Source organism: Microbacterium wangyouchuni (assembly GCF_054072595.1).
On the sequence record NZ_JBSVRM010000001.1, the window covers coordinates 369,504 to 384,842 of the forward strand.

A 15,339-nucleotide genomic window follows, 5' to 3' on the forward strand; every position below is an offset into this window, starting at 1 on the left:
CCAGAGGTGGCCGACTCACGGTGGCTGATCGCATGATCTCCTTCCGCGAATACGGCGACCCGGCCTCGCCCGGCATCGTCCTCGTACACGGAGGAGCAGCTCACGGAGGCTGGTGGCACGAGACCGCTGCCGTGCTGGCGGACGGTTTTCACGTCATCGTCCCGGATCTCAGCGGACACGGAGACAGCGAGCACAGCACTTCGTATGGGTTCGAAAACTGGGCTCGTGAGGTGCTGGCGTGCGCCCAACTCGTAACGGGCGGTGGTGCGGCCGTCCTCGTCGGTCACAGTCTCGGCGGTCTCATCTGTCTTCGTGCGGCCGCTCGGGACCCGCGGATTCGCAGCGTCGTGGTCGTCGAATCTGAGATCAGACCCTTCTCGGACGAGGAGCTCGCTCCCTGGCTGCGCAACGTCAATGCTCCCGCCCGCGCTTGGCCGAACTCGGACGATCTGCTGGCACGCTTCTCACTGTTCGACCAGGTTCTAGCGGTGGACCAGTCGATCGTGGAGACCATTGCGCGCCAGGCGATGGCGAACGGACCCCGAGGGTGGAGCTGGAAGGTCGATCGACGGACATTCGGCGCTGCCAGACTCGAACCGCATGAGGTACAGGCTCTATCCGTACCCGTCGCGATCATCCGGGGAGAATTTGGGCGGATGTCGTCCGATATTGCCGACGATGTGGCCAATCGTGTAGGCGGTGATGTTCGGATCGAGGTTGTCTCGGATGCCGGCCATCACGTAATGCTGGATCAGCCGGAGCAGATGGAGGCACTACTCCGGAGCCATCTTGCCCAAAATGGTTAAGATGGCTAACTTAGATATATACACAAGGAGACAGACAGGTATGTTATGTGCGACAGGGAAGACGCCATGAACATCGCGAGCGCGGTCGAGTTCTACCACCGGTGGCAGCCGGATGCTCCGGCGATCACCGGAGCACGGGGCTCGGTCACGTGGCGTGAGCTGAGCCGCCGCACGGGCGCAGCGGGGGAGGGCCTCCGCTTGCTCGGGATTGACCGCGGCGATCGCGTTGCGGTCCTGTCATCCAACTCCCTAGAGTGGTGCGTCATTGCGTTGGCCGCACTTCGCATCGGCGCCGTCGTCGTGCCCATCAACGTGCGCTCTCGCTCGCCCGAAGTCGCGTACATCATTGATAAGATCGACGCTCGGGCGATCGCCTTCGACAAGGGCGCGGCGGAACTGCTTGCGCCCGTCGCCTCGGAACGGCCCGCTCTGATCCGGGTCGGCCTCGATGAAGGCTTGGATGCCGACACTTCTCTGATACAGCTAAGCGGGACCTCCGGAGAGGCCGAGGTGTGTCCGGTCGAGGCGCATGATGCCGCCGTCATCCCGTTTACCTCGGGAACGACTGGCTTCCCGAAGGGTGTGATTCTCACCCACGCGAACGTACGCGCGATGACAGACGCATATGCGCACTTTGAGGGGTGGAATTCGTCGACCGTGACTCTGTGCTTCGCCCCCCTCGCGTTCAACGGCGGTGTGACCAACGCATTCCTCGGCACGCTCATGTCTGGTGGGCATTTCATCGTCGAGGATTTCGCCCCGCTCACTGCTCTCGATCGCATCGTGGAGAATCGGGTGTCCGTCATCACCGGTGTCCCGCTGATATACGAGGCGATCGCAGCCCTGCCCGAGTTCGCGGATGCTGATCTCTCATCGCTCGGACCCTGCACAACTGGCGGTTCCGTGGTCCCGATGGACCTCTTGGCGCGCTGGGCCGAGAAGGACGTTATCCTGCGGCCAGCATATGGCCTGACGGAAGCCACTGGGCCGATCACCGTGGTGCCGACCTGGGCAGTACAAGCCAAAGGGGCGACGGCGGGAGTCCCAGGGATGTGGGATCAGGTGCGGGTCGTTGATGACGCCGGGCAGTCGCTGCCCCCTGACGAGGTCGGCGAGATCATTATCTCCGGCCCTCAGGTCATGGCCGGGTACTGGGATGAGCCCGAGCAGACTGCGGACGCGCTCCGGGACGGCTGGCTCTACACCGGTGACATGGGTTCCCTCGATCGCGACGGCTACCTCCGCATCGTCGATCGTCGCAAGGACGTGATCATCTCCGGAGGAATCAACATCTATCCCGCAGAGATTGAGCGGGTGGTCGGGGCGTTCCCCGGCATCCTGGAGGCCGTCGCGTTCGGCGTTCCGCACGAGCGCTGGGGAGAGACAGTCGCGGTGCGCATCGTTGGCGATGTCGACCTCGAGCAACTGTATCTGCACGCACGTGATCACCTGTCGGCACACAAGGTGCCCAGATACGTTGCGCTCATCGATGAGCCTCTGCCACGCAGCGGTCTGGGGAAGGTCCTTCGTCGTGACATCGCTGCAGCGTTCAACGCCGAGACCGCGCACCGAACGCCCTCTACGTGACCGTGTTCTCGGTGTCGCGGCGCTCGCCCGTCACCATTTCGGAAGGAACTGCTTGATGTCGAACTCTCGAACCGTGTCTTGGCAGACCGCGTCGCGTCTGTCCCAGATACTCAACTTTGATGACGCTCGCGCGAGTGCGCGTCGACGTCTTCCGCGAGCGGTGTTCGAGTACGTCGACGGCGGGTCTAATCGCGAGGTAACGAGGGCACGTAACAGCGCACAGTTTGACGCGCTCGCGCTGCGCCAGCGGATCGGTGAGTGGGTGCAGCCTGACCTGCGCACGACCGTCCTCGGGAGGGAGCTCGCCATCCCGGTCCTGCCCGCGCCCTGTGGCGGCATGCGAGTGGTTCACCCTGACGGTGACATCGGAGTTGCTCAATCCGCAGAAACCGCTGGGACTGTGCACGTCGCCAGTTCCGCGTCGGGTTATACGATCGAGGACATCGCTGCTGCCGGCGACGGACCGAAGTGGTTCCAGCTCTATACGCTGGGAGGCCGTCCGATGATGGAGTCTCTCGTCGAGCGCGCCAAGCGCTCGGGGTATGAGGCGCTCGTGGTGACGGCCGACACTGCTGTCAACGGCAATCGGGAGCGCGATGTGCGCAATGGGTTCTCACTCGCTCTCAAGGTCAACCTCCAGACCGCCGTGCGGATGGCGCCGCAGATGGTGACGCGACCCGGATGGGTCGCCCGGTTCGCCGGGGACGGCTTCTCCTACAGCCTGGCGAACACCGCGGAACGTGCTGTGGACGGCAAGGCGCTTCCGCTGAGCGAGATGGCGCGCGCATTGCCCACCTCGCAGTCTCCGACGTGGGAGGACATCGCCTGGGTGCGCGAGAACTGGTCTGGTCCAATGCTGATCAAAGGCCTCTACACGCCGGAAGATGCTCGACGAGCCGTGGATGCCGGAGCGGACGGCGTCATCGTCTCCAACCACGGCGGACGCCAACTGGACGGTGCGCCATCGACCGTCAGCATGCTGCCGTCCGTCGTCGACGAGGTGGGCGATGAGGTCGATGTGCTCATGGACAGCGGCGTGCGCAGCGGTACAGACGTGATCAAGGCGATGGCTCTCGGCGCGAAAGCTGTTCTGATTGGACGGATGACGATGTGGGGATTGGCCGTGGGAGGCCGTCCGGGCGTCGACCGAATGTTCGAGCTCATTCGCAACGACATGATTAAGAGCATGCAGATCATGGGATGCCCTTCCGTGTCGGAACTGGACCGCAGCTGGCTGCTGCCGGCCTGACACCCACGAACCGCCCGCAATCTACGATCAAGGAGATCCTACGTGACCAGCATCCCCGACGTTCCTGTCGTGAACTACACTTTCCTCGAGGACGGATTCAATCAGGATCCGTACCCTGTTCTCGAATCGATCCGCGAGTTGGGACGCGTCGTCTATAACGAGGCGATCGACCGATACATGGTGACCGGTTATCGGGATTGTTCCATCGTGCTCGGCCAGACACGCATGTTCGACGCGCACCGATCGCACGAGCGCCTGCACAAACTCTTCGGTGGCCGGACGATGGAGACCATCGATGACAAGGAGCATCACGACCAGATGAGGGGTATCTGGGCTGAGGACTTCCGGCGTGAGACGTTGGAAAAGCACCACAAGATGATCCGCCAGAGCGTCGACACGTTCTTGACGCCTGTCGTCGAGCGGCTCCGTGCCGGTGAGACGGTCGACGTGGTGACCGACATGTGTCGCGGCATTCCCACGCTGGTCATCGCAAACTTTCTGGGCATAGACCTCGACATGTACGAGCAGTTCGCAAGCTGGAGCGATGCGATGGGGGCGCAGCTTGAGGCCACGCTCGCCGACACTGAGCGCTCGAAGCGCCTCGTGGAGGATGGGACCAGAGCGACGAAGGAACTGAACGCATACGTCGCGAGCATTCTGGACGAGCGTCGCGCCAATCCGGGTGATGACCTGGTGAGCGTTATGGTCACTTCCCCGTTCGCGCAGAATCACATGAGTGAGACCGAGATCGTCGCCAGTATTACCCAGCTCGTCTTCGCAGGCAATGAGACTACTGCGGGAATGATGGCAGCGACGGTGGCCACGCTCGCCGAACATCCGGATCAGCGTCGCCAGATCGTCGAGGACCCTTCGCTCATCCCGCAGGCCTTCGAAGAAGTCCACCGATGGCGGACCCTGTCGCAGGCGGGATCGCAGAGGTTCGCCTGCAGTCCGACCTCAAAAATCGGCGATGTCGTGATCCCCCAGGAGGCGGAGATCATGCCATTGGTGGGCGCGGCGAATCGGGACCCGAGCCGGTGGGACCGGCCCGCAGAGTTCGATATCCATCGAGAGCGGCGGTCGCATCTGGGTTTCGCGTTCGGTATGCACAGTTGCCTGGGGTTGAACCTGGCACGGTATGAGATTCAGATCTGGATGGAGAGGCTGCTCGCTGAACTCCCCTCCTACGAGATCGTCGGCGATGTGGACTACGGTCGAGGGTTCCTCGCACGTAAACCCGCACGCCTTGAGATCGCGCTTTCCGCGTGAGTGACCGAGGGGGAGAGGCCATGAGAATGACGACTGATTTCCGCGAGATCGGGGCACGCGTTTCCAACTGGGGGCGGTGGGGCGAGGATGACCAACGTGGCACCCTCAACCACATCACCCCGGACACGATCCAGGCGGCTTCGTCGTGCATCAAGAGGGGCGCTGTGTTCGAGTTGAGCATCCCGTTGGACGCCACCGGACCGATGTGGTCGACGAGCAGCACACGGGTGAGGCCGATGCACGTGATGACGGCGCTGCCCGATCAGTGGGGGCCAGAGATGCATGGCACCTTCGGTACCGATGACTGGCTGTTCCTTCCGTTGCAGTCAGGAACCCAGTGGGATTCGCTCGCGCACGTCGGCTACGACGAGTACTTCTACAACGGTGTCCCTATGTCGGAAGTCAACGCCGGTGGCGCCGCGCGCAATGCGGTGGCTTCAATCCTCCCGGGAGTCGTCGGGCGTGGCGTGCTGCTCGACATTCCGCGCTTGATGGGTGTCGATCGACTTGACGGCGGTCAGCCGATCACCCCTGCCGATCTTGAGGCTGCAGAACAGGCGCAGGGCGTGCGCCTGACCACCGGCGATGTACTGTTGCTGCGTACGGGGTGGCGAGCCAAAGCGCTCCAAGACGGGTGGCAGGGCTGGCACGACGTCGAACCGGGCCTCACGCTCGAGTGCGCTGAATGGCTTCACGAGCGCGAGGTCTCAGCGGTCGCATCGGACAACCACGGGATCGAAGTTCTTCCAACCACCGCGAGTGGCCCGGTCGGACATCCCCTGCACTTCGTGGTCATCCGTGACATGGGAATGCCGCTGGGCGAGATCTTCGACCTTGAGGCTCTGGCGGACGATTGCGCCGAGGATGGGCAGTACGAAGTGTTCTTCTCGGCTCCGCCTCTGCGGCTTCCGCGTGCAGTCGGTTCACCGATCAGCCCCATCGCGGTGAAATGATCATGGCGACGCGTGAGGTCGAGTGCCGCGCGTGCGGCGCTCTAGTCATCGCGGCCGATGATCCCGCGCTGATCCTGGCAGCTCAGGAGCACAGCATGAGTATCCACAGCCACCGGCTGCCACCCGAGCATGTGCTGGCGGATGCCGTCGATTCACCCGACACCAATCTGGGTCCGGATTGAATTCGGTGACGTCCCCGGGGAGGTATGGTTTCTCGGATTCCTGGTGTCGCCTCGTTGACGTGAGGAGCCACCGTGGGATGGGCTGAACCGCCTCAGGTTTGAGACCGCATTCTTTTGTGTTGAAAGGATGGCGCCATGCTAAGAAGATCGATTCCGCTCTGCGCGAGCGTGCAGTCCGGCTCGTGCGCGAGCACCGGGCCGAGTATCCGTCGAACGCGAAGACGATCACGGCCGTCGCTCGACAGGAAGGCGTGGGTGCTGAGTCGTTGCGCCGACGGGTTGTGCAGGCCGATATCGACGCCGGTGACAGTGAAGGCCAGAGTGGTGAAAAGCATGCCGAGATCCGTCATTTGAAGGCCGAGAATCGGTTGCTGCGCGAAGACGTCGCGATCCTGAAAGCGGCGACGACTTTCTTCGTGGGGGAACTCGGCCCCCGCAACCGATGATGATGGGCTTCATCGATAAGATGAGGTCTCAGGGGCACGCGGTCAAGTCGATCGTTCGTGTCCTGCGTGAGCAGGGCGTGAGCAGGGCGTGAAGATCGCTGCGCGCACCTATCGGGCATGGAAGCAAGGGGTCGTCACTTCTCGGACGGTGACCGACGCGATGGTCGTCGACGCCGTGCGTGACACCGTCTGGATCACCGTGACGCTGGCGGACGGGACTACTCGGCGGAAGATAACGCCTGAGGGCTTGTATGGGCGGCGGAAGATGACCCGCTGATCCGCCGCACCAGGATCGCTGACGCCTCCTGGGGTGCCGTGGACTCGGGTGTGACACGCGCAAAAGGGATCCGCACGACGATCCTCAGCAAGGTCGAGATCCGCGCCGGCGACCTGCTTCAGAATTCGAACGCCGTCGACATGGGCCTTTTCGGTTTACGCGCCGATGCCAATTGCCATCCCTGGATCGAGCCGGACGCCCCGTCAACGCGAGTTTGGTGCCCACATCGAAGCACGGCCGCCGTATTTGATTCCCCTTGCCATAGGTGAGGCAGCGCGGAGTATCTGAGTTTCAAGTCGCCAGTGCTGATCGCCTCCCGATCCGCACCCGCCCGCAGAACCGTAATGGTAACTCTCCGCGCTCGGATCCAGCAGAACCTCCTCGGTTGGTACCTTCTGATTCACTTTCCCGAGAACTTCGGTGGCCTGCGCTCAACGAATGCGCTGAGCCCTTCGCGAAAGTCGGGGCTGCGCGACGAGATCTCCATCCCGTAGCCCTCCTCCGCCAGGTGCGCGTCAAGGGGCTGGGACCATGACTTGTTGATGAGCATCCGGGTGAGTCCCAGTGCCACAGACGGACCCCGGGCAAGTTGCGTCGCGAGCTCGTCAGCTGCGGCGTCCACATCCTCATCGGGCAGGGCCCGGTGTGCGATGCCCCATTCCACTGCCTCGGCACCGCTGAGGCGCCGACCGAGCAGCAGGATCTCGCGGGCGCGAACCGGACCGACGGCACGCGGGAGCATCCAGGATGCTCCGCCGTCTGGCCCCATGCCGCGAGCAGCGAACGGCTCCCAGAAGGTTGCCGTCTCGCTCACGACCGCAAAATCACTCGCTAGAGCGAGCTGCATGCCCAGCCCGACGGCGAATCCGCGGACGGCTGCAACAACGGGCACCTGGATCGATGTCAGAAGCGGGATGAGCCGGTGTGCCTGGGATGGAAGCCTCCTGCTGATCGCACCGACCCGAGGGCGCTCAGCCTTTCCAGCATTCCGTGCCACGATATCCGCGCCGGCGCAGAAGTTTCCATTCGCGCCGGTGAGCAAAATCGCTCGGATCTGTTCGTCACTGTTCGCCAGCGCAAGCGCATCAATGATCGCGGCGACCGCGTCGTCACGCAGAGCATTGCGGCGCTTCTCGCTGTCGAGCGTGATTCGGAGAACGGCCGATTCCGCCTTGATTCGGACGCCGTCTACCTCTGGATACTTCATCTGCACCCTCCACGACGCTGTGCTTTCCTTATGCCTGCTGCTAGGGTCATTCCTATCATGGCAATGATTATACCTTGATCCAAGGCGACGGGCTCCAGAGTCTAAGTTCATCCCGTGCACGTGCACGTGCACGCAGCACCATTGATTGCCGCGGATTCAACGGTTTTCGTCGGCGGGCATTCGTCATCGCGATCAGCATTCTAGAATCGGAGAAATATGACTCAGGCCACATCTCAGGCTGCACCATGGCCGACCATCGACATCGTCGCGTTCTCGCACGTCGGCATTGTGGTCCCGAGCATCTCCGAGTTTCAGTCCACCTGGGGATCCCTGATGGGCATCGACGACTGGCTGGTGCGTGACGTGCCACAGCCCGCGGGTCGCTTGCAGCTCTTCGGCGAGACCGTCGACGAGCCCTCGGCCAACCTCATTGCCTTCGCGAAGGTCAAGGGTTTGTCCATTGAACTCATCGAGCCGCACGGCGGCCCGACGGCCTCCGGTCGATGGCTCGAAGAACACGGTCCCGGCATCAACCATCTCGGTGTGTGGGTGCGTGACTTGTCCGGCGCGCTAGAGCAACTCGCAGAGGTTACGCAGGTGACGTACTCGGCCGCTTCGTTGGTCTCGAACCTCGCCGACCGTCCGGCAACGGCGGTCATCGAGGACTCCTCGAAGTGGCGACCACCGTTCTGGGCCTATCTCGAACCGTGGTCGGGGTCGACCGGCTGGCAACTGGAGCTGCTCGACGTCGAGTTCGAGGGTGCCTACCGTGAGTACTACGGCGACTACGCCTTCTACCCCGGCGATTTGCCCGGCACCGATCGTTGACCTTTCGTCCGCGGCGCCAGATAGGCTAGATTCCATGCCTGAGGCTCCCCGAACCCTTCGCGTGCGCCAGAAGGAGATGGCCAGGCGGAACCTGGTCGCCGCTGCGACATCTCTTTTCGCCGACCGCGGGTACCGAGACACATCGATCGACGACATCGCCGCTGCTGCTGGAACATCCAGGGCGACCGTCTATTCCTACTTCGATTCGAAAGAACGCATCCTCGACCAGCTCCAGGACGAGATGTGGCAGGATATCCGTGCTTCGTACGCCAAATTCGGCGACCTGACCGAATGGACCGATGCGACGATCCGCGGCTGGGTCCGTCTGGCCGTCGAGGACTGGGAGCGTCACAATCAGCGCAACAGGGCCTGCGTCGCCGTCCAACAGGTCACGATCGACCAACGTCACGAGCGATACCACGCCGAGTTCGTCTCGACGCTCATGAGTAACGCGAAGCTCTGGCAGAGGTTCTCACCTGAACGGGCCGAGCGTCGTGCTTCGCTGTTGATCCGCATGACCGAGGCGTATCTGACCACGTGGTTGATCCGGGGGTGGGTCGTGGATCGTGAATCGAGCGTCGAAACGATGGCCGACGTGTGGGTCGATGTCCTGCACGCGGCGGGCACCTAGTCGCGATCTTAGATCGCGAGTCGGTCTCCGCCGACAATGTGCCGCGATCGCTGTCGATGTCTAGATCGCGCGCTCGAGAAGTGAGTAATCGTGCTGCACGCAGACCAGCGCATTTTGCGGATGACGTCAATCTCGATCTGCAGTCGCGCTTGGTCGACGTGTGACCTGCGGGCTTGCGCTCCTTTTGGTCGCAACGCTCACCGCTACGAGTGCCTCCGGCCGGGTGCGAAGGCGAGCGATATTCGTCTGTTCATCGGCGACCATCTCGCTCGTGGGGCCGTCGTTGTCTGCGGTGTCGAAGAGCGTGATACCGACACCTAGTGTCCCCTGAGCCGCGCGGACCCCTCACTGACGACCGACCGCAGGAGACCAAAATGCCACCGAGCGCGCTGAGCGATCATTTGCCGACCGCTGTCCACCCGCCGTCGACGGGGAGGCACTGCCCGATAACGTGAGTCGCTTCGGCGAGGAGCCAGACGATCGATTCAGCGATCTCCCGGGGCTGAGCGAGCTGCCCGCGCGGGGTGCGTTGCTCGACCGTGCTCAGGTCATACCCTTGCTGGCGCATGTCCTCAACCATCGGGGTGAGCGTATGCCCGGGCGCGACCGCGTTGACACGCACCCCCAGCGGCGCCCACTCGATAGCCAGATTCTCCATGAGCTTGCGTTCGGCGGCCTTCGCGGGCCCGTAGTCGCTCTGGTTGGCCCATCCACCATAAGCTGCCGTCGACGACAGCAGCACGATCGATCCGCGCGCACCTTCGAGTCGGCGCACAACGGCTCGTGAGACGACGAGCGCGCCGACGACGTGGATGTCGAACTGTCGTCGAAGCGCTTCCAGATCCATTTCGAGCGCGGGAACGAACGCGCCTCGGATACCGTGGCTCGCGACGAGACCGGTGACCTGCCCACGAGTCCCCGCGCGCTCGGTCGCTGCTTTCACCGCTGCTTCGTCACGCACATCGACGATCTCCGTCACGACCCCTTCGCGTGTGCTCTCCTGTAGGTCGAATACGGTCACGCTGATGCCTCGGGCGAGGAGGAGGTCGACGACGGCGGCGCCGATTCCGCTGGATCCTCCGGTGACGATAACGTGTGCGTCCTGAGCGAGCTGGGTCATATGTGCCTCCTTGACTCGATATCCAGGGATCGTGCTAGCCTGACATGATTAAGACCTATAAAATAGTATGAATAGAGCACGAAGGCAAGTCGAGAAGGGCGGAATACGATGCGGGCGAGAGGCCGGATTGTATTTGAACAGGTAGATCACGCCGGATGCCAAGAGTTCACGACGCACACATGCGTCTGCTCGCACACAAGGCGCCTGTCCCGACGGAAGGCCCGAGTGTGGTCATCCGCAAGCAGTGTGACGCCCTCGACTACGAGCGTTCGCCTCTCGAGGCGCTAGTGGCATTGCTCGGTGATGCCCATGTCGATCTCGGTGACGCCGTTTCACTCGATGCAGCGAAGGACGAGTCGCTCCATGGTGCGGGCCAGCCCCCAGCGGCCGTGGTTCGTCCCGTATCTGCCGCGGAGGTTGCCGCTGTGGTCAGCTTCGCCGCGCAGAGGTGATCAAATGGCCTTCGCAATCGGCAGCGACTGCATCGACGTGATGGACCGATCGTGCGTCACGGTCTGTCCCGTGGACTGCATCTACGAAGGCAAACGCCGACTTTACATCAACCCGATCGAGTGCATCGACTGCGGTGCCTGCGAACCTGTCTGTCCCGTTGAAGCGATTCGCTTCGACGAGGACATCGATGACAACGACCCCCGCCTCGAAGAAAACGCATCCTTCTTCCTCGAAACACTACCCGGCCGCGACACACCACTCGGACGAGCGGGCGGCGCACGCAAGACCGGCCCACTCGGCACCGACATCCCCCAAGTCGCCCCCATCGCAGGCCCAAAGTCCGCCGAGATCGCCTGGCAGAAGGCTTCGGTCGATATGGATCCCCACAAACAGGAGTCAGCATGCGTGTCGGAGTGATCGGGACGGGCTTCGGTACGACGGTGGCCAAGGTCTTCGATAGCACTGACGGATGCCACGTCATCGACGTGGTCTCCCCGCGTGACGATGCCGCCGTCTCGGCGCTTTGCGCACGGACGGACCTCGATCTCATCTCGGTGCATTCGCCACCTCACCTCCATCGGCGAGATGTCGAAAGGTCCCTCCAGCACGGTCATCACGTGGTCTGTGACAAGCCGTTCGGCCATACCCTCGCTGATGCGACAGCTATGCATGCTGCGGCCGGCCAATCATCCACACTTGCGTTGACGACATTCGAGCTTCGGTACGAACCGTGGCGCCGATCCATCGGCGCACTGCTCGGTCTTGACGGCATCGGACCCGCACGCTCGGTCCTGTGGTCTGAGAGTAGCGACGTGTGGTCCGTTCCACCGACCGGATGGCAGTCGGTGCGCTCCCAGGGGGGCGGATGGCTGGGTGCTTCTGCCTCCCACACAATCGACACGTTACGCCGCTGGCTCGGCGATCTGAGGGTTCAAGGTGCTGATGTTGTTCCGCTCCACGACGGGCCAGACAGTGCTGACGGTGGCGTGTCTATGCTCGCAACGGGCGACGTAGGCGCCCGCTGCACGATGGTCAGCGTCGGCACTGATGTCCGTGCTGCCGGGCGGCATATCGTCATCAAAACCGATGGTGGCATCATAACCAGCGATGGCCGGACACGGGTTGAACTCGACGGCGTTGAGATGCCCAGCGGGGTTCCCCAACCGTCTAGATCGTCGTTCGACTGGGCGTTGGCCGAGTGGTGCGGCCTCGTGCGCGACGCCGTACGGTCTGGACATCCGCGGGACGTAGCCACGTTCGATGATGCGCTGGCCACCGCGAAAGTCATCCACGATATTCGGGCCGAGGTGTCCGCCACCGACCCTTCCTGGGCTCGCTGAGCTGTGTACAACAGATCCACACTCTCGCGCGCTTGAGTCCGCGCATCGCCCGCCACCTCACTCGTGATGTTACTCTGGCCCAACACATGGCAAACGTCAGCGTTGCTGCTGAGAGCTCCTCTGATTGATTCGCCACCCGACAGGCATTCGGACCAATTTGTCGCTATAACGCCCTGCATAAACCTCAGACTCTCCGCCTTCACGAGTCAGAGTGTTGCGTTTGGCGACTCGCGCCGATGCGGTATCGCCGGTGATTTCAATGTCAAAATCAAGTGCACGGTGCCGCATGCTCACGACACCGTCATGGCTGTGACGCATCAGATCGATCAACAAGTCGAGACCGATAATCTGGTCTCCGGCGATGTCCGCGACGACGTCATGAGAAAACACTTCGCGCAGCAATTCGAAGCGTCGCTGATCGAGGGCACGCCCATAGGTTCGGTACAGATCAATAATTTTCCGACGGTCCGACCCTTCGGGATCGAGCGCTGGCGGGGCGGGCGGAGTCGGTAGTTGGGGACGCACGGCCGCGCTAAACCACTCCAGGTGCTCGAGGGCCGCAGACAATGAACCGCCCGGCACTTCGAGCGCGACCCAGTCGACCCCGATCTCGTGGAGCTGATGCACGCGCTCGATATAGCGATCCAGTTCCTCTCGCGGATCGATGTCCTGGATCATGAACTTGATCTCAGCTTTGCCAAGGCGACCAAGCCGTTCGCGTTCCTCCTGCAGTTCTTGAATTTGCGCGCCAAGCTTCTCTATCGATTCCAATTGGGCAGTCTTCCGACGGATCTGTTGCGCGGCGTTTGTCGGGATCGGCATCCAGCCATCACCGTATTGCGCGACACGACGTCGTGTCAGGCTCGAGTTACCTCCGATCCAGACAGGCGGACGCGGTGAACTGAGCGGCGTCGGGCGGCTAACCGTGCCAACCGCGCTGAAAGACGGCGCCGCGTAGTCAACTGGTTGACCACTCCACGCGAGACGAATGACTTCCATCGACTCGGCGAATAGTCTGTTCCGCTGACCGAAAGGGACGCCCAGCGCTTCAAACTCACCCTGCAGATAGCCTGTGCCGACGCCGAGGGTGAGTCGCCCTCCCGACAGACGGTCAAGCGACGCCGTCGTCTTCGCCAGGATGAACGGATGGTGATACGGCACGACGGCGAGAAAAGTGAGGAGCCGAATCCGTCTAGTCGCGGCCGCTGCGAACGACAGTCCGATGAACGGATCAAGTGCGTCGTGACCATTCTCATCGCGCCAGGAGTCGGGGGTAGCGGGGTGCTCGGTGAATGAGATCGCGCTGATACCGCTCAACTCAGCCTTCACTGCGATAGCGGCTACAGCTTCTTGGGTGATGATCTCTGCGGGTGGGTCAAGGTGACCGAGCGGATAGCCGATTGCGAACTGCACGGAGACCATTTCTCAATTGGGCAGGTGAGCTGACGCAGAATCAGTCGGTAGAGGACCGCATGGTGTCTGCGATCCGCTCGCCGATCATGATCGCGGTGAGGTTAGTCGGGGCGCTCACCAGAAGCGGCATGAGGGAGGCATCTGCGATGCGCAAGCCAGTTACCCCGTAAACACGGCCGTTCTGATCGGTCACCACGTCAGGACCGGGCGTAGCGCCCATGCGAGCTGTGCCGACTGGATGGAATCCGGTGCCACAGGTCGAGCGAGCGAAGGCGTCCAGTGCGTCATCGTCGTCGACGACGGCGGCGAGTGCCGGGGAAGGTTCTTTCAGTAGCGGTCGGAATTCTGGGCTCGTCAACACGGACCAGGCCTCTCGACAGCCGGCACGAATGGCCGCGCGGTCATCCGCGTTCTCTAAAAAGTTCAGGCGGATATCGGGCGCGGCCGTCGGGTCAGTGCTGGTAATCGAGACGGAGCCAGAGCCCTCCGGAAGGCCGAGGCCAACCGCCACTGCAATGAGGGGCTCCGAGTCGGGATCCCCGTAGAACGAGCCCAGCGATTTCTCGCTGTAGAGCGCTAGCAATGCCAAGTAGTGCGGCGTCTTGCCCCGCTTGTAGAAGGCGAAATAGTTGTCGGGGTCCTGCTCAATGCCCGGTTGCGCAACTGAAGTTGTAAAGACAGAAAGGTGGTCACGCAGGTGATGACCAACAGCTGGCGCGTCAACGCGAACGTCGATACCCAGCTCCTCAAGCTCGGAACGCCTTCCGATGCCCGATCGCTGTAGAATTCCCGGCGTACCGATGGCTCCAGCAGCCAAGGTGATGCGGTGGCCTTCGAACGTCTGACGTCCAGCTTCGGTCACGGTCTCGACACCCACGGCGCGATCGCCTGTAAACAAGACTCGATCGACAATGTGGCTGGCGAGCATTGTCAGGTTCGGCCTGGATCGCGCTGGCTCAAGGTATCCGAGCAACGTCGACTGGCGCACTCCATCGCTGATGTTGTGCGAGATTGGGCCGACGCCAACATGACGCGGATCATCGTGATCATCTACGATCTCTGTGCCGAGAACGTTCAGCGCCGCTGCGAAGGCGATGCTGATCTCTTGCCACGCCTCTCGCGGATAATGTTTGATCGCGATTGGCCCGTCGGTGCCATGCACCCCGGGGTCCCCACCCAGCCGATTCTCGAGTTTCTTGAAATATGGCAAAACCGAGTCGTAGTTCCACTCGGGGGCACCAGCCGCAACCCAGGAATCAAAATCCTCGACGGTCGGTCGCATCGCTACTGCCGCGTTGATCGACGTTGATCCACCCATCACCCGGCCGCGCGGATAGGGCAAGACGCGGTCTCCGTTCATGGTCGCCGAGTAGTCCCAGTCGTGTCCAGTGAACGAGACGAACGGATCTCGCAAGACGTCGGGCAACGCCGCGGCGGAGCCGTAGTCTCGCCCTGCTTCGAGGAGAAGCACTGTTCGATTTGAATCTTCACTCAGCCTCGCAGCAACGGCGGCACCCCCGGCGCCCGAGCCAACGACAATCTCGTCATAAATCATGTTTCATCACCCTTCGATCGATT

Annotated in this window: 15 protein-coding genes and 1 pseudogene; 12 read left to right on the top strand and 4 right to left on the bottom strand. The window is 62.4% G+C overall.

Annotated features, from left to right (window positions below; genetic code table 11):
• Nucleotides 1–20: 20 nt before the first annotated feature.
• The 7 genes and pseudogenes from ACW5CM_RS01815 to ACW5CM_RS01845 form a co-directional block, all read left to right on the top strand.
• The gene (locus tag ACW5CM_RS01815) at nucleotides 21–806 is read left to right on the top strand and encodes an alpha/beta fold hydrolase (protein ID WP_457123970.1); all 786 of its coding nucleotides are present in this window, start codon (nucleotides 21–23) and stop codon (nucleotides 804–806) included.
• A gap of 66 nt (nucleotides 807–872) precedes the next feature.
• Entirely contained in the window at nucleotides 873–2,393 is a 1,521-nt protein-coding gene (locus tag ACW5CM_RS01820) for a class I adenylate-forming enzyme family protein (RefSeq protein WP_457123971.1), read from the top strand.
• A 55-nt stretch (nucleotides 2,394–2,448) separates the two neighbouring features.
• Complete coding sequence (locus ACW5CM_RS01825; RefSeq protein WP_457123972.1) at nucleotides 2,449–3,642, top strand: alpha-hydroxy acid oxidase; 1,194 nt, start codon at nucleotides 2,449–2,451, stop codon at nucleotides 3,640–3,642.
• A gap of 42 nt (nucleotides 3,643–3,684) precedes the next feature.
• Nucleotides 3,685–4,911 (top strand): cytochrome P450, encoded by a 1,227-nt coding sequence (locus ACW5CM_RS01830; protein ID WP_457123973.1) that lies wholly within the window; start codon nucleotides 3,685–3,687, stop codon nucleotides 4,909–4,911.
• A gap of 26 nt (nucleotides 4,912–4,937) precedes the next feature.
• Nucleotides 4,938–5,864 (top strand): cyclase family protein, encoded by a 927-nt coding sequence (locus tag ACW5CM_RS01835; protein WP_457123974.1) that lies wholly within the window; start codon nucleotides 4,938–4,940, stop codon nucleotides 5,862–5,864.
• A gap of 2 nt (nucleotides 5,865–5,866) precedes the next feature.
• Nucleotides 5,867–6,046: a hypothetical protein gene (locus ACW5CM_RS01840; protein WP_457123975.1), complete on the top strand. Its 180-nt coding sequence runs from the start codon at nucleotides 5,867–5,869 to the stop codon at nucleotides 6,044–6,046.
• Between the two features lie 119 nt (nucleotides 6,047–6,165).
• Nucleotides 6,166–6,892: pseudogene (locus ACW5CM_RS01845) on the top strand (IS3-like element ISPfr13 family transposase); the annotation flags it as partial.
• Nucleotides 6,893–7,169: 277 nt separating this feature from the next.
• Here ACW5CM_RS01845 and ACW5CM_RS01850 read toward each other — a convergent pair.
• Complete coding sequence (locus ACW5CM_RS01850; RefSeq protein WP_457123976.1) at nucleotides 7,170–7,976, bottom strand: enoyl-CoA hydratase/isomerase family protein; 807 nt, start codon at nucleotides 7,974–7,976, stop codon at nucleotides 7,170–7,172.
• 216 nt (nucleotides 7,977–8,192) lie between these two features.
• Between ACW5CM_RS01850 and ACW5CM_RS01855 the strand changes: the two genes are divergently transcribed.
• Complete coding sequence (locus tag ACW5CM_RS01855; RefSeq protein ID WP_439289786.1) at nucleotides 8,193–8,804, top strand: VOC family protein; 612 nt, start codon at nucleotides 8,193–8,195, stop codon at nucleotides 8,802–8,804.
• Nucleotides 8,805–8,838: 34 nt separating this feature from the next.
• Nucleotides 8,839–9,435 carry a TetR/AcrR family transcriptional regulator gene (locus ACW5CM_RS01860; protein ID WP_439289785.1) on the top strand — a complete coding sequence of 199 codons (597 nt, stop codon included), beginning with the start codon at nucleotides 8,839–8,841 and terminating at the stop codon, nucleotides 9,433–9,435.
• Between the two features lie 397 nt (nucleotides 9,436–9,832).
• Here ACW5CM_RS01860 and ACW5CM_RS01865 read toward each other — a convergent pair whose 3' ends face one another.
• Nucleotides 9,833–10,555, bottom strand: coding sequence for an SDR family NAD(P)-dependent oxidoreductase (locus ACW5CM_RS01865; RefSeq protein ID WP_457123977.1), 723 nt, complete (start codon nucleotides 10,553–10,555; stop codon nucleotides 9,833–9,835).
• Between the two features lie 179 nt (nucleotides 10,556–10,734).
• On the opposite strand from ACW5CM_RS01865, the gene ACW5CM_RS01870 reads away from it, so the two are divergent.
• The 3 genes from ACW5CM_RS01870 to ACW5CM_RS01880 are packed head-to-tail and all read left to right on the top strand — an operon-like array spanning nucleotide 10,735 to nucleotide 12,348.
• The gene (locus tag ACW5CM_RS01870; RefSeq protein ID WP_457123978.1) at nucleotides 10,735–11,007 is read left to right on the top strand and encodes a hypothetical protein; all 273 of its coding nucleotides are present in this window, start codon (nucleotides 10,735–10,737) and stop codon (nucleotides 11,005–11,007) included.
• 4 nt (nucleotides 11,008–11,011) lie between these two features.
• On the top strand, nucleotides 11,012–11,425 hold the full coding sequence (fdxA, locus tag ACW5CM_RS01875) for a ferredoxin (RefSeq protein ID WP_457123979.1): 414 nt from the start codon (nucleotides 11,012–11,014) through the stop codon (nucleotides 11,423–11,425).
• Nucleotides 11,410–12,348, top strand: a complete 939-nt coding sequence (locus ACW5CM_RS01880) for a Gfo/Idh/MocA family protein (protein ID WP_457123980.1) — start codon at nucleotides 11,410–11,412, stop codon at nucleotides 12,346–12,348. Before fdxA ends, ACW5CM_RS01880 begins: the two co-directional genes overlap by 16 nt.
• Nucleotides 12,349–12,444: 96 nt before the next feature.
• Here the strand turns inward: ACW5CM_RS01880 and ACW5CM_RS01885 are convergent, their stop codons facing one another.
• Nucleotides 12,445–13,761 carry a TIGR03619 family F420-dependent LLM class oxidoreductase gene (locus ACW5CM_RS01885; RefSeq protein WP_457123981.1) on the bottom strand — a complete coding sequence of 439 codons (1,317 nt, stop codon included), beginning with the start codon at nucleotides 13,759–13,761 and terminating at the stop codon, nucleotides 12,445–12,447.
• A gap of 40 nt (nucleotides 13,762–13,801) precedes the next feature.
• Entirely contained in the window at nucleotides 13,802–15,316 is a 1,515-nt protein-coding gene (locus ACW5CM_RS01890) for a GMC family oxidoreductase (RefSeq protein WP_457123982.1), read from the bottom strand.
• Nucleotides 15,317–15,339 lie beyond the last annotated feature (23 nt).